Raw genomic sequence first — 15,942 nt, forward strand, 5'->3', positions numbered from 1 at the left:
CTCCTTAGTTCGGCTGGTTCGTGCGACCGGTGAAGCGCTGCAGCACGCGATATATCGCGGTGAGCGCACGGTCCACCAGCGGTGCGTTGCGTTCCGGCGGAACCACGCGCGCCAGACCCTGCTCCATCTCGCTGGCCAGCAGGGTTAGCGGCTTGATCGCCACCCGCTGGCCGGTGTGGTCGACGAACATGTAGTTGTGCGTAGTCGGGCTGAACCACGACAGCTTGAGGCGACGCACCTGGTCGCCGACGATGAAGTCGAACCAAGTGCCGAACTCGAGGTGGGCCAGTTCGCGGGCGATGATCTGCGCGCGCGATGACAAGCCGGAGGCCGGTGCGGTGTTGAGCAGTTGCGCATCCTCGCCGAGCATCGCGCCGAGCGGGCTGGCCGGCAGCTTGGCTTCCAGGCGCGCGGCGACCTCCGGCTGCTTGGCCTGCACCGCGTGCTGGCAGGCCACCAGGTCCTGTAGCAGGCGGCGGATGCCGTCTTCGCGATAGCCGCCGAGTAGTTCCAGGCCGCCGCGCAGGTTCTCCAGCAGTTCGACGCGCAGCTGCTGCAGCTGCTCGCGGTCCTCGGCGCTCAGCGGCGTACCGCTCCAGGCCAGGCGCTCGGCCGACTCGCCGGCGCGCTGCCATTCCACACTGCGCTGGCCATGACGCAGCTGGATGAATACCAGCACGTCGGTCCAGGTCAGCTCGAGGAAATTGCGGATGATCGCCGGAACCTCGCGATTCTGCAGGCTGCGGGCGATCACATCCATCGCCTGCTGCCGCGCGTCGAGCAACTTGTCGCGACCCTTGGCAGCTTCCACGGCGCGGCGCTCGCGCAGCTCTACTTTCTGCCGCAGGGTGGCGACGAACTCGGTGAATTCATCGTGGAGCGTGTCGAACAGCGACAGCTCGCCGCTGTAACCTTGAATCACCCGCTCGATCACCCAGTGCATCTTCGCCAGCAAGCCGCGGGTGTCGCCCTCGCTGCCGTACAGCACTCCGGCCTGGGCCATGGTGTTGAGTAGCCGGCGCGCCGGGTGGTGATGCTGGGTGAACAGCTCCTTGTCCTGCAGCGCCACTTTCAGATACGGGGTGTGCAGGTGGGAGAGGGCGGTCTTGCAGATGTCCGGCAGGTTTTCATCGTCGAGGATGAAGTCGAACAGCATGCCGACCAAGTCGATGACGTCGGCTTCCTGCTCCGACAGCTTTTGCTGGCCGGGCAGGCTGCTGTGGGTTTCCAGTTGTTCTTGCAGGTCGGCCTTGAGCTCTTCGACCGGTTGCGGGTGCTGCAGGCGCTGCGCCAGTTCCTTGGCCGACTTTTCCTGCAGGCGATTCAGCGCTTCGAGCAGATCACCGGCGCTGTAGGTGCGCGTCGCCCCGCGCGGGGCGAAACTGGCGATACTGCGGGTCGGCCCGAGCATGGCATCGTCGCCCTCGCGGTGCCGGTACTCGCTGAGCAGTGCCGCGAGCCCGCTGAACAGCACATTGGGATCGCTAGAGGGTGGGGCACTGAGGTCGGGTGGCCCGACGGGGCCGGTGGCTGCTCCGCCGGTCGACGGCGTGGGTGCCGCCGCAGGTTGTTGTCCCTGGCTGCCGGCAATGGGAGTCCCGCTTGCTGACGTAGCCGAGCCTGGCATGGTCGGTGCGGCACCGGAGCTTGCAGGGTGGCTGCTCGCTGACTCCTGCGGCGCGGCTTGCGTCGGTGCCTCCGTGGCCGGTTTGGCGCTCTCTTGCCGGCGTTGCACGCTGTACTTGAGGTTCGGCAGCACGCCGGCGTCGATCAGGCGCTTGTTCATCGCCTCGTACATGCTGTCGAGGCTCTGCATCACGTGGCGATCGAACAGCATATAAAGGATGGTCTTGATGCGCAGCGGGAACGGGCTGGGGGCGAGAGCGTCACGGAACGCCTGGGCGATTGCCTGCGGGCCGAAGGGATTGCTGTCCTCGCCAAGCTTGTGCCCGTTGTTGAGGACCGCCAGGCGCTGCTCCAGGGCAAACAGCTGCTGCGCGCAGCGCGATTTGACCCGACTGACCATATTGGTCACCTGCAGGCTTTCCTCGTAATCCTCGTTCTGCATGAGCGTCAGCTCGTCGACGCTCACCTCGTCCGGCTGCTCCGCATCCTTGAGCTTGCCTTCGAGGAAATCGTTGAAGTTCTGCGCGATCTGCTGGTGGTAGCTGCGCTCGATGCGCGGGCGCTGGCGGCGGATTTCCCGCATGTTGTCGAAGAACAGCGTTTGGACCTGGTTGTTTTCGGCCTTCTCCGCACACTCGAACAGCGTGTCGTCGACTTGGCCAAATACCCCGGTCAGGTGCTCCGCCAGGCGATTCATCGCCAGCTTCCGGCAGTTCTGCACCAGCTCACCAAAACGCGGCTGGATCACCCGGCTAGCGACGGTCGCTGCGGGCTTTGCCTTGGGTGGCGGGTTGTCCTGATTGTTATTCATGGACGGTCCTGAGCGACAGCCGAACTGGCCGGCACATTCCATTGTGAACGGATAAGGGAAACATATAGCAGCGCATCGCGTGCCTGCAAATCATTGTCCTAAAAGCGCTTTAGAGGGTTGACAGCGGCGCCGCGAAACGTAAAATGGCGCGCCTCTGAAGCGCGAATCCGGTTTAACCGGTCAGCTAAAGAGATGGAAATGCCCAGTTCCGCGATAGCTCAGTCGGTAGAGCAAATGACTGTTAATCATTGGGTCCCTGGTTCGAGTCCAGGTCGCGGAGCCAATTTCCTTACGGGGTATAGCGCAGTCCGGTAGCGCGCTTGCTTTGGGAGCAAGATGTCGGGAGTTCGAATCCCCCTACCCCGACCATTTTTGGGTCGTTAGCTCAGTTGGTAGAGCAGTTGGCTTTTAACCAATTGGTCGTAGGTTCGAATCCTACACGACCCACCATATTCTCTCCTGTTGTATCTGATCCCCTCCAGGCGCAAGCCTCGAGGGGATTTTTGTTTGTCTGCGATTTTTAGTTTGGCGCTGAAGCTGCTAGTGCAGCTTCAGGCGCGGTTCGGTGCTGCGGCCAATGCGGTCGCTGAGCATCAGCAGGGCAGTGCGGAACGTGCCGTACAGCGCCATCTGATGCATGCGGTACAGGGAAATGTAGAACATCCGCGCCAGCCAACCCTCCAGTTTCACGCTGCCCATCAGGTTGCCCATCAGGTTGCCGACCGCACTGAAGCGCGACAGTGAGATCAGCGAGCCGTAGTCGCGGTACTGATAGTGCGGCAGCGCCTGGCCGGCGAGCCGTTGGCGAAAGCTTTTCACCAGAAGTGAGGCTTGCTGATGCGCTGCTTGTGCGCGCGGCGGTACGTTGCGTGTTGGATCGTCCGTCTGCGGGCACGCGGCGCAGTCGCCAAAAGCGAAGATGTCGTCATCGCGGCTGGTTTGCAGGGTCGGGCGCACCACCAGTTGGTCGAGGCGGTTGGTCTCCAGCCCGTCCAACTCACGGAGGAATGCGGGCGCGCGGATGCCGGCGGCCCAGACCTTGAGGCTGGCGGGGATGATCTGCCCGTCGCGCGACCGCAGGTGCTCTGCAGTCACCTCGCTGACCGCCGTATTGGTCAGCACGGTCACGCCGAGCTGTTCCAGGCTGCGGTGTACCGGTTGGCTGATGCGCTCCGGCAGCGCCGGTACCACCCGCGGCCCGGCCTCGATCAGGGTGATGCGCATGTTCTCCGGGCGAATGCGGTCCAGGCCGTACGCCGCCAACTCGCGCGCTGCATGATGAAGTTCGGCGGCCAGTTCGACGCCGGTGGCGCCGGCGCCGACGATGGCGACGTTGATCCGCTCTTCATCGCTCTGCCCGGCATGGGCGCGCAGGTAATGGTTGAGCAACTGACGGTGAAAGCGTTCTGCCTGCTCGCGGGTGTCGAGGAACAGGCAATGCTCCGCGGCGCCGGTGGTGCCGAAGTCGTTGGTGGTGCTGCCGACGGCGATGACCAGGCTGTCGTAGGTGACGTCCCGTTCGGGCACCAGCGTGGCGCCGTTCTCGTCGAGCGTGGCGGCCAGGTGCACGCACTTGCGCTGGCGGTCCAGGCCGGCCATGCGCCCGAGTTGGAACTCGAAGTGATTCCACTTGGCCTGGGCGACATAGTTGAGCTCGTCTTCCGACGAGTTCAGCGAGCCGGCGGCGACTTCGTGGAGTAACGGTTTCCAGATATGGGTGAGGTTGGCGTCGATCAGCAGCACGCTGGCCAGGCCGCGCTTGCCCAGGGTTTTACCCAGGCGGGTGGCAAGCTCCAAGCCGCCGGCGCCGCCGCCGACAATCACAATACGATGGGACATGGGAACGTCTCACAAGGCTTTTAGGGATTCTGGAGGGCGCCGAATAGGCGAGCGCGAGGCAGCTCATAGCACTAGACGGCTGAGGAGGCGGCTGAGGAGGCCGAGACCGATGACGGAGGCGAGGATGATCGCGAGCAGGAACCAGGGACGAAACGGTTTGCGTTCGACCTGGTGTTGCGGCGCACTCAGGTAGTGGTCGACACGTGCTTGGTCGTCGGGACTGAGTCGGCTGGCCATAGGGACCTCGCTGGGATTTTGTTCATTCTAGTCGGCGCCTTCGCCGCGACTCAATGCAAAGCTGGGATTCGACGGCCGGATCCGGGCGGTTACAGCCCCATTCCCAGATCGAACAGCACACTGCGGCCGAGGTTGTCGCGCAGAAAGTCCGGAGCGCCGCTGTGGGCGAACAGCACACGGGCGAAGGTCGGCCCGACAAGCGAAAGCGAGCGCCAACCCTGGCGCAGGTACTCACTCGGCGGGGGAAAGCTGCTGTTGAAATCCGGCACGGCGCGCTTAAGGTTGACGTAGGCGAGCATGTCCAGTTCGCCCAGTTCGATGCCGCGCTCCTGATAGTTGTGCGACTTCTTGCGCAGGGTTGGGGCCAGCAGATTCTGCAGTTCGGTGGCGGAAATGCGTTTGGGGCGGGGTTCGCGGCGGACCAGCTGGCTCAGCGAGAACGCTTGGCGGCGCCGCTGCAGTTCGGCGCGCCACTCCTCGTTGAGGCGCCGGCCGGCGTCGAGGACGAAGAACACTTCGATATTGGCATCGCGAAACAGAACGTCCGGGGGCTCCTGGCCGGTGCTGAAATCGTCGTTGCTGTAGTCGATGTTCAGGGCCTGCAGCAGGCGCTGGCACACCCAGCGTTCGCGTTCCCATTTGCGGGCATTGGACAGCAACAGGTTGGCTTGTTCGGCCTGGTAGGTCAGCAGGCGCAGGTAGTCGGACTCTTCCATCCGTTCAGCTTAGACCGGGGCGGCCGGTCGGCCAGTGCTCGGCTCGGTGTAGACTGGCGGCGTTTGTCAGGGAGTTGCGTGATGATTGCGATCCGCCCCATTCGCCCCGAAGACCACTCAGCGCTGCTGGCATTGTGGCGCCGCACCGCAGGTATCCAGCTGCGTCCAGAGGATGACTATGACCCCTTCTGTGCCTACTTGCAGCGCAATCCCGGGCTGAGCCTGCTGTGCGAACGAGCGGATGAGCTGCTCGGTGCTGTTCTGGTCGGCCATGATGGGCGGCGCGGTTATTTGCATCATCTGGTTGTCGACCAGCCGTTTCACGGGCAGGGCCTGGCCAGGCGCCTGCTCCACCAGGCACTGGCGCAGTTGGCCGAGTTGGGTATCCATAAAAGTCACGTGTTCGTGCTGGGCAACGCGGAGGAGGCGCTGGGGTTCTGGCGGGCGCAGGCGGGCTGGTCGGCACGCCACGATATCCAGGTTTTTTCCAGCACCGGGTCGCCCGAATGATTGCTGCGAGCCTGCTGTCGCCGACGAGCATGGTCGTGGGTTGGTGCCTGTATGTGCCGGTCGTGCTGTGGGCAGTCTGGAGGGCGCCCTGGTTGGAGCTGTTCAGCGACCGGCGCCGACAACACCTGTTGTTTGGCACTATGCTCGCGCTGTTCGTGCTCTGGCTGGTTCGTCGCGACTTTATGTCGGGGCTGTCTTACCACTTCATCGGTATGACCGCGGTCACCCTGTTGCTCGATTGGCCGCTCGCAGTGTTGGCTGGCGCGGTCGCGCAGTACGGGTTGCTGCTATTGGGGCGCCAGGACCTTGCGGCGCTAGGACTAAATGGTGTGCTGCTGGTGCTGTTGCCGGTGCTGATCGCCGAGGTGTGCGCCCTGCAGGTCGAGCGTCGCCAGCCGCGCAATCTCTTCGTGTACATCTTCGGTTGCGGCTTTTTTCCGGCGGCGCTGACCGCGCTGTGCTGCCTGCTGCTCGCGCTCGGCGTGCTGTGGCTCGACGGGCGTTTCCCCATGCCGCCGTGGCTCGACGAATTTGCCGGCTACTTGTGGCTGATCATGTTTCCCGAGGCCTTCATCAACGGCATGCTGATCAGCGCGCTGGTGGTGTTTCAGCCGGAATGGCTGGAGACCTTCAACCGCACGCGCTATCTGCAGGCGCCCTGGAAGGACGACGAGCCGCGTCGCTGAGTCAGTGCGTGTGTGGCGGCAGATCGTCGGAAAACAGGTCGTCTTCCTGCGGGTTGCCGGGAATCGCATGCTCTTCGGCGGCCCAAGCGCCGAGGTCGATTAGCTTGCAGCGTTCGGAGCAGAACGGTCGACTCGGGCTTTGCGGGCCCCATTCGACGGGGGCGCCGCAGGTGGGGCATTCAACGAGGGTGGGCTGGCTCATGTCTGTCCTCCGCGCAGAGTCAGGTAGAAACGGTGCAGGCGCGAGACTTCGCTGTGCAGCCAATCAAGGTCACGATCGTTGACCAGTATGTCATGGGCATGCCGGAGACGCTCCTCGCGGCTGGCCTGCACCTTGAGGATCGCTTCGACCTGCTCGGCGGACGTGCTGTCGCGCAGGATGGTGCGCTGCACCTGCAGCGCCTCTGGGGCGTCGACCACCAGAATGCGCTGCGCTAGGCGATGCTGGCCGGACTCCACCAGCAGCGGCGACACGAGGATGGCGTAAGGCGATTCGGCGCGGGCCAGATTGTCGCTGATTTCCCGGCCGATCAGTGGATGCAGCAGCGCTTCCAGCCAGCGCCGCTCACTTTCGTTCTGGAAGATTCGCTTGCGCAGTTCGGCGCGGTTCAAATTGCCGTCGGCGAGCAGCACATCATCACCAAAGTGCTCGGCAATTTGCGTCAACGCAGGACGCCCCGGTTCGACGACCCAGCGCGCGGCGTGATCGGCATCCACGGCATGTACGCCGAGGTCGATAAAACATTGGGCGACAGCGCTTTTGCCGCTACCGATACCGCCGGTAAGGCCGAGAATCCAGGGTTTGCTCATCGAAAACCAGCGATCTGCAGGTAGGTCGCGGTTATTTGATCACCCCAGAGCAGCGCAATCCAGCCGGCAATGGCCAGATATGGGCCGAAGGGAATCGGCGTGCTGGTCTCGGCATTGCGCAGGCGCAACAGGATCAGCCCCAGCACCGCGCCGACCAGACTCGAGAGCAGGATTGTCAGTGGCAGCACTTGCCAGCCGCCCCAGGCGCCGAGCATGGCCAGCAGCTTGAAGTCCCCATACCCCATGCCCTCCTTGCCGGTGAGCAGCTTGAACAACCAGTACACCGACCACAGGCTGAGATAGCCCGCAACCGCCCCCCAGAGCGCATCACTGAGGCTGGCGAACAGGCCGAAGTTGTTGAGGATCAACCCCAGCCAGAGTAACGGCAGCACCAGGGCATCGGGCAGCAACTGGTGGTCGGCGTCGATCAGGCTCATCGCCAGCAGGCCCCAGGTCAGCAGCAGCACTGCGCCGGCCTGCCAAGTGAAGCCGAAATGCCAGGCCACGTAGGCGGAAAGTAGCCCGCAAGTCAGCTCCACCAGCGGATAGCGCAGGCTGATATGCGTCTTGCAGGCCGAGCACTTGCCGCGTAGCGCCAGGTAACTCAGTAGCGGGATGTTCTCCCAGGGGCGAATTTCGTGGCCGCAATTTGGGCAGCGGGAGTTGGGTAACACGAGGTTGAAAACTTCAGTACTTTGCTCAGGTGGTAGTTCTAGTACTTCCGTGGCCTGAACTTTCCAAGCCCGGAACATCATCTTGGGGAGGCGATGCACCAGCACATTTAGAAAGCTGCCCACCAATAGGCCGAGGATTAATGCGCATGCAACAAAGGCCAGCACGTCGCTGGCCAAAAGCTCGACCACCTGCATGATTAAATCACGGAGCCAAGCTGGAAGATTGGTAGATACATTGCGATTACGAGGCCGCCAACCAATACGCCGAGCACAGCCATGATTAACGGTTCCATCAGGGCGGTTAATCCGTCCACCATGTTATCTACTTCGTCCTCGTAAAATGTCGCTACCTTGCCCAGCATTTCATCGAGGGCGCCAGACTCTTCGCCAATTGCTGTCATTTGTATGGCCATTGATGGGAAAACGTCGGTGGTACGCATAGAGAAGTTGAGTTGCATGCCCGTTGAAACGTCACTTTTTACCTTATTGGTGGCTGTGCGGAATACTACGTTGCCAGTTGCGCCGGCCACTGAATCCAATGCATCGACGAGAGGCACGCCGGCAGCGAATGTAGTCGATAGGGTTCGGGCGAAGCGAGCTATTGCTGACTTGTAGAGGATGTCTCCAACAATAGGGAGTTTCAGCAGTGTGCGATCTACCCAGTTTCTGAATTTCTCTGAGCGTTTAAGTGCTTCTTTTAAGAAGTAGGCTGCACCAATAAGTGCAATGAGTACGAGAAACCACCACTCTTGAAGAAACTCGGAGAAGCCAACGACCATGAGGGTGAATGCGGGTAAGTCTGCGCCAAATCCTGCGAATACCTCTTTGAATTGCGGGACTACTTTGATCAGCAGAATGGCAGAAACAATCATTGCTACCGCAATTACTGCCAGTGGATAGTTCATTGCTTTTTTGATCTTTGCTTTTAGAGCTTCGGTTTTTTCTTTGTATGTGGCGACTCGATCTAGCAGGGCTTCTAGGGAGCCCGATTGCTCGCCCGCGTCCACAAGGTTGCAATACAAATCGTCGAAGTACTCCGGCTTTTTGCGTAGTGAGGTTGCGAAGCTGTTGCCTGCTGCTACCTCTTGTTTTAGCTCATCGACCAGCTTGCGCATGGCTGGGTTATCAAAACCTTCGCCGATAATGTCGAAGCTTTGCAGCAGCGGTACGCCCGCCTTCATCATTGTCGCCATCTGTCGAGTAAACAGCGCGATATCCATGGGTTTGATTTTTTTGCCGAAGCTGATCAGCGAAACAGACTTTTTGCGCACCTTGGTCGGGTTAATACCCTGCTTACGTAGTTGCGCTTTGACCAAGGCAGGGTTCTGGCCGCTAAGCTCACCTTTGATGCGAACGCCTTTCCTGTCAGTCCCTTCCCAGGCAAAAACACTGTTCTTTAATGCCTTCTCAGCCATTTTTTCGCCCTAGCGGTAGCGCCTGTTTTGCGGTCTAGACAGGCTGGTTTTTGGTTTTTATCGTGAATTCGGTCAGTGCATCAGTTGGCTGCGCCGTTCGTTGCGGTAGGCTGAAGCGCGTACAATCTCCTGCCTGTTAAACCGCTTAGTCTTTGGTGACGCGGTTGACCTCTTCCAGGCTGGTGATGCCATGCATGGCTTTCAGTAGGCCAGAAGCGCGCAAGTCATTGAAGCCATCCTTGCGCATCTGGACCGCAATATCGATGGAGTTCCCTTCCTCCATGATAATGCGCTGCAGTGCTGGAGTGTTTTTAACTACTTCATAAATACCGACGCGTCCCTTGTAGCCCCCCTTGCAGCTCTCGCATCCGACGGGGCCATAGAGCTTGAAGGTGCCGAGCTTGTCTTCCGGAAAACCTTCATGAATAAGAGCCTCGGTCGGGACCTGCACTTCCTTTTTGCAATGGCTGCAGAGCTTTCGCGCTAGACGTTGGGCAATGATCAGGTTGACCGAGGTCGCGATGTTGAAGGCCGGTACACCCATGTTGCGGAGGCGGGTAAGGGTTTCCGCAGCGCTGTTGGTGTGCAGGGTCGACATCACCATGTGTCCTGTTTGCGCAGCCTTGATGGCAATTTCCGCAGTTTCCAGGTCGCGAATCTCGCCGACCATGATGATGTCCGGATCCTGGCGGAGGAATGCGCGCAGGGCCTGAGAGAAGTCCATGCCTTGCTTCGGATTAACGTTGACCTGGTTGATGCCCTCGAGGTTGATCTCCACTGGGTCTTCGGCCGTGGAGATATTTACGTCGATGGTGTTGAGGATGTTCAGGCCAGTGTAGAGCGATACGGTCTTGCCAGAGCCGGTCGGGCCGGTAACCAGAATCATGCCTTGAGGTTGCTTCAGGGCGGTCATGTACAGATCTTTCTGGCTTTCCTCGTATCCTAGGGCGTCAATCCCCATCTGTGCGCTGGTTGGGTCGAGAATCCGCATAACGATCTTTTCGCCCCACAGGGTGGGGAGGGTGTTGACGCGGAAGTCGATGGCCTTGGTCTTGGAGACCTTCATCTTGATCCGGCCGTCCTGTGGTTTGCGTCGCTCGGAAATGTCCAGCGCGGCCATTACTTTCAGACGTGCAGAGATACGTGGCGCTAGTTGAATGGGAGGGCGGGCTGCTTCGTGCAAGATGCCGTCGGTGCGGAAGCGCACCCGATAGACTTTCTCGTATGGCTCGAAATGCAGGTCCGACGATCCGCCTCTGATGGCGTCGAGCAGCATCTTGTTAACGAATCGCACCACTGGCGCGTCGTCAGCTTCCTGGCCTGTCACGACATCCTTGCTGTCGTCATCGACCGACTCAATATCCAGCCCGTCGAGATCGACATCGGCAAGGTCTTCCAGGCCGCTATTGGCGGAATCGAAGAATTTTTCGATAGCCTCGCCCAGTCTGTCGTCCTCCACCAGAATGGCTTCGGTAGTCAGGCCCGTGCTGAATTGGATGTCCGTTACTGCCTGGTGATTGCTGGGATCGGACACGGCGACAAACAGCTTGTTGCCACGTTTCCAAAGAGGCAGCGCACGATGCTGCCGGATCAGCTTCTCGCTGACGATATCCTTCGGTTGGCTTTCTTTGTCGATGCTAGTGAGATCGACGAAAGCAATGCCAAACTGCTCGGCTGCTAGCTCTGCCAGTGCCCGGCTCTTCACCAGTTTGTTCTGCACCAGATAAGTCACCAGCGGCAGCTTGTTTCGTTGAGCTTGCTGTTGCGCTTGCAGGGCGCTTTTTTCGTCGAGTAGTTCGGCGAAGACAATCTGTCGGGCGAGGCCGGAAAGGTTGACGGTATCGTTCATGTTGTCTTTACGGGCAGAAGGGTTAGCGCCGTTTATAGCGTATAGGCGCGACAAAGCCCAATGCTCGCGCAGGTGGTGACCAAAAATGTCAGTTGCTGACCTTTGTTTGGCGGAGGCAGGTGGCCCTTGTGCGCCAAAATCTCTGAATATGAGGGTTTTGCTGCTTGGCACAGAATCTGCGTAGGCTGGAATAGGTCTTCGACCTTAACCACAATAGGAGTTGTTCTTATGAAATCCATCAAGAAACAAAAAGGTTTTACCTTGATCGAGCTGATGATCGTGGTTGCAATCATCGGAATTCTTGCTGCTATCGCTATTCCGCAGTTTAACGAGTATCGTGCAAAATCGAATGATACCGTATCGCAGGCTGACGCTAAGAATATTGTTACTGTTATGGCTGCGGCTCAGCTCTAACTTTTAAAAATTTGGGTTACGGAGATATAAAATGAAGAAAATTATTTCTAGCTTGATTGTGGTTGGGAGCCTGTTTGCAACTTCGGCTTTTGCAGTTGAGTTTTCGTCTGGTGAAAAGGCCACTCAGGCTACGTGCGAGCTTCTTGGTCAGGATGTGGTTTTGAATCTGTCCAAAAATGTCTATGGCGGTTATGGTTGCTATAAAGCAAACAATGTTATCAAAGTGGCCACCTGTCATTCCGCTGGTAGTCGCAAGCAGGAAACTATCCAGTGTGCACAAACTGGGACAAATCCGGACAATACTCCGATTTATAACAACTCCGGCTGCCAGGGGACTACTCCTACCGATACCTTCGTGTCTACCCAGTACGGAAAGGCTTTCGTTGCAACCACTTCTGGTGGTGGGGTTGGCGCTTCTAACTTGACAGCTTATTGTGAAAGTGCGGCCGTGCTTAATAGCTTTGTCGCTCAATAATATTTGTAGCTTGCATTGTTGTAAAGAAAACGCCCTTTGAAGGGCGTTTTCGCTGCTTTGCTATAAAGTCCTCCCCCCCCCTTTGAGATGGTCTCGAGTCCAAGCATATGATTTCCAGAGCTCAAGGGTTTACATTGATTGAACTAATGTTGGTGGTTGCTGTGATTGGTGTCCTCGTGGGGGTGGCTATACCTCAGTTCAATGAGTATCGAGCTAAGGCGAATGATGCTAGCGCGCAGTCGGATGCGCGTAATGCTATTGGTGCGTTTAGAATAGATAAATCTTACTGATGGTTTGATTTTATGTTTTTGAATTTTCTTCGTGCAGAGATTGTTCTTGGTGTCGTTCTGTCTTGGAGGGCTTATTACGCGCGTTTAATTATTTTCTCGCTTTCTTTTCTTTTGATTTCTGCGCTGTTAAGTGCTCAGTTTAGTGGGCGTCAGCCCGCTACAGTCGCTTTGGATATCGGTTTGTCAGTTGTGCGCCTGCTGCTTCCTATTATAACGGTGTTGTTGGTGCAGGAGCTGGTTTCTAAGGAGTTCGATCGGCGTTACTATCTGGGGTCTTTGTCGTACCCCTGCCCTCGGCAGGTGTTTATTTTGGGGCGTTATATTTCTATTGCGATATTGATTTTTGGTTTGTTGTTGTTGTTGGCCGTGGGGTTGGGGGGGGTGGTTTGGTGGGGTGAGATGGATTATGTTCAAGGCACTCCGGTGGATTTGGGGCGTGGGTATGCGATTGTTCTTGGTTTCATATATGTTGATTTTCTAGTTGGTGCTGCTGTGGCTAGTTTTTTGGCAATAGTGGCCTCGACCTCTAGTTTTGTCCTGATTGGGACTTTAGGCTTTATGCTTATCGCTCGATCATTCTCCTCCATAGTTGAGTTGCTAGTGCGAGATGCTGGCGTGGTTAGTGCGCCGGAGGCCTATCGCGCTGGCGTTGGTTTGTTAGGTTACTTTTTGCCTGATTTGGGAGCCTTAGACGTTCGATCAATTGCTCTTTACGGGAAGATGGAAGCTCTGCCCGCGGATTGGCCATTATTGTTATCTTCTTCGCTGATTTATGTATTCTCGCTGTTGGCGTTGTCTGTCTGGATGCTGCAGCGTAAGCGGTTCTCATAAATATGCGTCGAGCCAGATACGTCTCCTTGCTCGTGGCGCTGCTGGGTGGCGCAATGTTCATAGGCGCGGCCTATTGGCGCGCACAAGAATCTGTTCGAATTGGATCGCAGCAGTTTGAGGGCCGAGTAGTGATTAGCGCGCCTGTTCTGGTTGCCCTCTATGGTGGCGATCGTTTTCTGGCTGCTAATCTCGAAGTCATTCGTCTTGCTGCTACAGGTATGGATGACGGGCATGTCGATGCCGGTTATCTGATTCGCGCGCAAGGGGTGGCCGCTGAGCTCAATGCTTGTCATGAAGACAACTACTTCCTAGCAAATGGCCTTCTCGCATGGGGGGGGGCGGTTCGTGAGGGCAATAAAATATTGCGCCACGCTATGGCTTGCCGTTTCTGGGACGGTGTTCCTCCATTCTTCTATGGGGTTAATAAGTCGTTCTTCGGTCGAGACTCCGAGGCGGCGGCTCGTGCATTTGATCTGGCTGCCGAACGTTGGCCGGAAAACGCTGCTGCGATGCGTAAGCTTGCAATTATGACGCGTACACAAAGCTTCGCCGACGAACGCCTGGCGCTGCAGTATCTAGAGCGGCAGCGTGACAACAGTCGCGATTCCAAGCTGCGCGAATTGTTGGCCAAGCGGGTCGTGCGTCTTCAGGGGTTAGTGGCGCTGCGCGCGGCCCAGCGCCGATACGAACAGGCTCACGGTGCGTTGACTGATTTGCAGCAGCTGCTGACTTCCCACGAGTTGCCGGCACTGCCGGAAGACCCGCTCCGTCTCGGCTACGAGCTGCAAGGCGGGCGCATTCAACTGAAAAATTTAAAGATTGTCGGTGTGGAGGATCAGCCTTGAGTGCTGCGTTAGAGTTCAAGGGTGTGAGTCAGACCTTCCAGGCAAAAGGAAAAAAGGTCGTGGCGCTGCGCGGCATTAGCTTCAGTTTGGTGGAGGGTGAAGTTTTCGGTTTCGTCGGCCCCAATGGCGCCGGCAAGTCCACCACCATCAAGGTGATGCTCGACATCATCAATGACTACCAGGGCGAGGTGACGCTGTACGGCGTCGATGCTCATCGAGCGGAGGCGCGCCGGCATCTCGCGTATGTGCCGGAGGCGCCAGCGCTGTACGAACAGTTCACGCCGCTGGAAATCCTGCGCATGGGGCTGTCCATGCATGGCATCAAGCGCAAGGATGCCGATGCCTGGTGCATGCAGTGGCTCGAACGCTTCTCTGTGGGGATGAACGCCAAGCGGCGTATCCGCGAGCTGTCCAAGGGTAACGTGCAGCGTGTGGCGCTGGCGCATGCCATGGTGGTGCAGCCAAAGTTGCTGGTGCTGGATGAGCCGCTGTCCGGGCTGGATCCGGTTGGGCGCAAGGATGTGGTGGATATCCTCACCGAATACAAGCAGCAGGGCGGGGCGATCTTTTTTACTTCCCACGTGTTGCACGACGTTGAGCGAATTGCCGACCGTTTTGGCTTCATTAACAAGGGCGAATTGCTCACTGTGCGTTCTCCGCGCGAGTTGGTGGCGGAACGCGCGGATCAGATGATCGTGCGTTACAACGCCGAGCAGCCCATTGTCGCTGACGCCAAAGCGCTGCGAGTCGGCGAGTACGAATGCGAAGTGGCGCAGGAAGCGCTGCCGGCCTTTATCGCGCAGCTCAACCAGCTTGGCGGGCATCTGCTGACCATCAAGCCGGCGGTATCCTTGGAAACCGTGTTCTTCAAGATTCTCGAAGAGTCCGCTGCTCAGCCGGCTTGAGCGAGCGTCCTGCCATTGGATGCTGGTGTTGCAATAGTGGGCGCGGACGCCTCTGCCGAATAGCGTTCTGCGCTCCCGGGATTACAGCGCCAGGCGCATCGACAAATCCACCGCCTTCACATCCTTGGTCAGGCCGCCAATCGAGATGTAGTCCACCCCGGTTTCGGCGATGGTGCGCAGGGTGCCTTCGTTGATTCCGCCAGACGCCTCCAGCTTGGCGCGGCCGGCGCTGATCTGCACGGCGCTGCGCATGTCTTCCAGGCTCAGCTCGTCGAGCATGATGATATCTGCGCCCGCATCCAGGGCTTCCTTCAGTTCAGTCAGGCTTTCCACTTCGATCTCCACCGGCTTGCCGGGGGCGATCTTGTGCGCGGCAGAAATTGCGTCGGCGATGCCGCCGCAGGCGGCGATGTGGTTTTCCTTGATCAGGAAGGCGTCGTAGAGTCCGATGCGGTGGTTGTGGCAGCCGCCGCAGGTCACTGCGTACTTCTGGGCCAGGCGCAGGCCGGGCAGGGTCTTGCGGGTGTCGAGCAGTTTGACCTGGGTGTCGCTGACCAGGTCGGCGTAGTAGCGGCACTTGGTCGCGACGGCGGAGAGCGTCTGCAGGAAGTTCAGCGCACTGCGCTCGCCGCTCAGCAGGGCGCGCGCCGGACCTTCAAGGGTGAACAGTACCTGGTTGGGCTGCACGCGCTCGCCATCGACGACCTGCCAGTGCACCGCAACGCGCGGATCGAGCTGGCGGAACACCGCATCTACCCAGGCGGTGCCGCAGACCACCGCGGCATCGCGGGTGATGATGCTGGCGTGGGCCAGGCGTTCCGCCGGAATCAGCTGCGCGGTGATATCGCCGCTGCCAATGTCCTCAGCCAGCGCGCGACGCACGTTCGCTTCGATCTCGGCGCTCAGGTCGGCAAGGGTGAGGTTGGGCATGGCGGACTCCGTGAGAGGTCAGGTCTGACCGAAAGGCTGGCTGTGCGAAAGGGCATGACACATCAAGGATGGCCCCAGG

Annotated in this window: 18 protein-coding genes and 3 tRNA genes; 11 read left to right on the plus strand and 10 right to left on the minus strand. The window is 58.9% G+C overall.

Annotated features, from left to right (window positions below; all coding sequences use genetic code 11):
• Positions 1–4: 4 nt before the first annotated feature.
• On the minus strand, positions 5–2,437 hold the full coding sequence (locus JQX08_RS12370) for a DUF1631 domain-containing protein (protein ID WP_205348681.1): 2,433 nt from the start codon (positions 2,435–2,437) through the stop codon (positions 5–7).
• 207 nt (positions 2,438–2,644) lie between these two features.
• Here JQX08_RS12370 and JQX08_RS12375 point away from each other — a divergent pair.
• From JQX08_RS12375 to JQX08_RS12385, 3 genes are all read left to right on the plus strand, one after another.
• Positions 2,645–2,720, plus strand: a tRNA-Asn gene (locus JQX08_RS12375).
• A 9-nt stretch (positions 2,721–2,729) separates the two neighbouring features.
• A tRNA-Pro gene (locus tag JQX08_RS12380) sits at positions 2,730–2,806 on the plus strand.
• A gap of 5 nt (positions 2,807–2,811) precedes the next feature.
• Positions 2,812–2,887, plus strand: a tRNA-Lys gene (locus JQX08_RS12385).
• A gap of 90 nt (positions 2,888–2,977) precedes the next feature.
• On the opposite strand, the gene JQX08_RS12390 is transcribed toward JQX08_RS12385, so the two are convergent.
• The 3 genes from JQX08_RS12390 to JQX08_RS12400 form a co-directional block, all read right to left on the minus strand.
• Positions 2,978–4,276 carry an NAD(P)/FAD-dependent oxidoreductase gene (locus JQX08_RS12390; protein ID WP_205348682.1) on the minus strand — a complete coding sequence of 433 codons (1,299 nt, stop codon included), beginning with the start codon at positions 4,274–4,276 and terminating at the stop codon, positions 2,978–2,980.
• A gap of 63 nt (positions 4,277–4,339) precedes the next feature.
• Positions 4,340–4,513, minus strand: a complete 174-nt coding sequence (locus tag JQX08_RS12395; protein ID WP_205348683.1) for a DUF3094 family protein — start codon at positions 4,511–4,513, stop codon at positions 4,340–4,342.
• 89 nt (positions 4,514–4,602) lie between these two features.
• Positions 4,603–5,229, minus strand: coding sequence for a DUF1780 domain-containing protein (locus JQX08_RS12400; RefSeq protein ID WP_205348684.1), 627 nt, complete (start codon positions 5,227–5,229; stop codon positions 4,603–4,605).
• A gap of 81 nt (positions 5,230–5,310) precedes the next feature.
• Here JQX08_RS12400 and JQX08_RS12405 point away from each other — a divergent pair, with 81 nt between their 5' ends.
• Positions 5,311–5,739, plus strand: coding sequence for a GNAT family N-acetyltransferase (locus JQX08_RS12405; RefSeq protein WP_205348685.1), 429 nt, complete (start codon positions 5,311–5,313; stop codon positions 5,737–5,739).
• Positions 5,736–6,425, plus strand: coding sequence for an energy-coupling factor ABC transporter permease (locus tag JQX08_RS12410; RefSeq protein WP_205348686.1), 690 nt, complete (start codon positions 5,736–5,738; stop codon positions 6,423–6,425). The genes JQX08_RS12405 and JQX08_RS12410 overlap by 4 nt, the downstream gene beginning before the upstream one ends.
• A 1-nt stretch (position 6,426) precedes the next feature.
• Here the strand turns inward: JQX08_RS12410 and yacG are convergent, their stop codons facing one another.
• From yacG to pilB, 5 genes are all read right to left on the minus strand, one after another.
• On the minus strand, positions 6,427–6,627 hold the full coding sequence (gene yacG, locus JQX08_RS12415) for a DNA gyrase inhibitor YacG (RefSeq protein ID WP_205348687.1): 201 nt from the start codon (positions 6,625–6,627) through the stop codon (positions 6,427–6,429).
• Positions 6,624–7,235: a dephospho-CoA kinase gene (coaE, locus tag JQX08_RS12420; protein WP_205348688.1), complete on the minus strand. Its 612-nt coding sequence runs from the start codon at positions 7,233–7,235 to the stop codon at positions 6,624–6,626. The genes yacG and coaE overlap by 4 nt, the downstream gene beginning before the upstream one ends.
• Positions 7,232–8,104 (minus strand): prepilin peptidase, encoded by an 873-nt coding sequence (locus tag JQX08_RS12425; RefSeq protein WP_205348689.1) that lies wholly within the window; start codon positions 8,102–8,104, stop codon positions 7,232–7,234. Before JQX08_RS12425 ends, coaE begins: the two co-directional genes overlap by 4 nt.
• A gap of 2 nt (positions 8,105–8,106) precedes the next feature.
• Positions 8,107–9,324, minus strand: coding sequence for a type II secretion system F family protein (locus JQX08_RS12430; RefSeq protein ID WP_205348690.1), 1,218 nt, complete (start codon positions 9,322–9,324; stop codon positions 8,107–8,109).
• A 145-nt stretch (positions 9,325–9,469) separates the two neighbouring features.
• On the minus strand, positions 9,470–11,173 hold the full coding sequence (gene pilB, locus JQX08_RS12435) for a type IV-A pilus assembly ATPase PilB (RefSeq protein ID WP_205348691.1): 1,704 nt from the start codon (positions 11,171–11,173) through the stop codon (positions 9,470–9,472).
• A 228-nt stretch (positions 11,174–11,401) separates the two neighbouring features.
• Between pilB and JQX08_RS22375 the strand changes: the two genes are divergently transcribed.
• The 6 genes from JQX08_RS22375 to JQX08_RS12465 all read left to right on the plus strand — a co-directional run bounded on the left by JQX08_RS22375 (position 11,402) and on the right by JQX08_RS12465 (position 14,933).
• Positions 11,402–11,587 (plus strand): type IV pilin protein, encoded by a 186-nt coding sequence (locus tag JQX08_RS22375; protein WP_205348692.1) that lies wholly within the window; start codon positions 11,402–11,404, stop codon positions 11,585–11,587.
• 31 nt (positions 11,588–11,618) lie between these two features.
• Entirely contained in the window at positions 11,619–12,062 is a 444-nt protein-coding gene (locus JQX08_RS12445) for a hypothetical protein (RefSeq protein ID WP_205348693.1), read from the plus strand.
• A gap of 107 nt (positions 12,063–12,169) precedes the next feature.
• Positions 12,170–12,352, plus strand: coding sequence for a type IV pilin protein (locus tag JQX08_RS12450; protein ID WP_205348694.1), 183 nt, complete (start codon positions 12,170–12,172; stop codon positions 12,350–12,352).
• A 12-nt stretch (positions 12,353–12,364) separates the two neighbouring features.
• On the plus strand, positions 12,365–13,183 hold the full coding sequence (locus JQX08_RS12455) for a hypothetical protein (RefSeq protein WP_239482138.1): 819 nt from the start codon (positions 12,365–12,367) through the stop codon (positions 13,181–13,183).
• 32 nt (positions 13,184–13,215) lie between these two features.
• Positions 13,216–14,028 (plus strand): hypothetical protein, encoded by an 813-nt coding sequence (locus tag JQX08_RS12460; protein WP_346727597.1) that lies wholly within the window; start codon positions 13,216–13,218, stop codon positions 14,026–14,028.
• A 23-nt stretch (positions 14,029–14,051) separates the two neighbouring features.
• Entirely contained in the window at positions 14,052–14,933 is an 882-nt protein-coding gene (locus tag JQX08_RS12465) for an ABC transporter ATP-binding protein (RefSeq protein ID WP_346727594.1), read from the plus strand.
• A gap of 81 nt (positions 14,934–15,014) precedes the next feature.
• Here JQX08_RS12465 and nadC read toward each other — a convergent pair whose 3' ends face one another.
• Positions 15,015–15,863 carry a carboxylating nicotinate-nucleotide diphosphorylase gene (nadC, locus tag JQX08_RS12470; protein ID WP_205348697.1) on the minus strand — a complete coding sequence of 283 codons (849 nt, stop codon included), beginning with the start codon at positions 15,861–15,863 and terminating at the stop codon, positions 15,015–15,017.
• Positions 15,864–15,942: the final 79 nt, after the last annotated feature.

The organism is Zestomonas insulae, assembly GCF_016901015.1.
GTDB classification, from domain to species: domain Bacteria; phylum Pseudomonadota; class Gammaproteobacteria; order Pseudomonadales; family Pseudomonadaceae; genus Aquipseudomonas; species Aquipseudomonas insulae.

Excerpts from the sequence above, each read along its gene's own strand:
- JQX08_RS12430 (WP_205348690.1), bottom strand. The coding sequence starts at position 9,324 with ATGGCTGAGAAGGCATTAAAGAACAGTGTTTTTGCCTGGGAAGGGACT.
- JQX08_RS12450 (WP_205348694.1), top strand. The coding sequence starts at position 12,170 with ATGATTTCCAGAGCTCAAGGGTTTACATTGATTGAACTAATGTTGGTG.
- JQX08_RS12455 (WP_239482138.1), top strand. The coding sequence starts at position 12,365 with ATGTTTTTGAATTTTCTTCGTGCAGAGATTGTTCTTGGTGTCGTTCTG.
- JQX08_RS12390 (WP_205348682.1), bottom strand. The coding sequence starts at position 4,276 with ATGTCCCATCGTATTGTGATTGTCGGCGGCGGCGCCGGCGGCTTGGAG.
- pilB (WP_205348691.1), bottom strand. The coding sequence starts at position 11,173 with ATGAACGATACCGTCAACCTTTCCGGCCTCGCCCGACAGATTGTCTTC.
- yacG (WP_205348687.1), bottom strand. The coding sequence starts at position 6,627 with ATGAGCCAGCCCACCCTCGTTGAATGCCCCACCTGCGGCGCCCCCGTC.
- nadC (WP_205348697.1), bottom strand. The coding sequence starts at position 15,863 with ATGCCCAACCTCACCCTTGCCGACCTGAGCGCCGAGATCGAAGCGAAC.
- JQX08_RS12400 (WP_205348684.1), bottom strand. The coding sequence starts at position 5,229 with ATGGAAGAGTCCGACTACCTGCGCCTGCTGACCTACCAGGCCGAACAA.
- coaE (WP_205348688.1), bottom strand. The coding sequence starts at position 7,235 with ATGAGCAAACCCTGGATTCTCGGCCTTACCGGCGGTATCGGTAGCGGC.
- JQX08_RS12410 (WP_205348686.1), top strand. The coding sequence starts at position 5,736 with ATGATTGCTGCGAGCCTGCTGTCGCCGACGAGCATGGTCGTGGGTTGG.
- JQX08_RS12370 (WP_205348681.1), bottom strand. The coding sequence starts at position 2,437 with ATGAATAACAATCAGGACAACCCGCCACCCAAGGCAAAGCCCGCAGCG.
- JQX08_RS22375 (WP_205348692.1), top strand. The coding sequence starts at position 11,402 with ATGAAATCCATCAAGAAACAAAAAGGTTTTACCTTGATCGAGCTGATG.
- JQX08_RS12445 (WP_205348693.1), top strand. The coding sequence starts at position 11,619 with ATGAAGAAAATTATTTCTAGCTTGATTGTGGTTGGGAGCCTGTTTGCA.
- JQX08_RS12405 (WP_205348685.1), top strand. The coding sequence starts at position 5,311 with ATGATTGCGATCCGCCCCATTCGCCCCGAAGACCACTCAGCGCTGCTG.
- JQX08_RS12425 (WP_205348689.1), bottom strand. The coding sequence starts at position 8,104 with ATGCAGGTGGTCGAGCTTTTGGCCAGCGACGTGCTGGCCTTTGTTGCA.
- JQX08_RS12395 (WP_205348683.1), bottom strand. The coding sequence starts at position 4,513 with ATGGCCAGCCGACTCAGTCCCGACGACCAAGCACGTGTCGACCACTAC.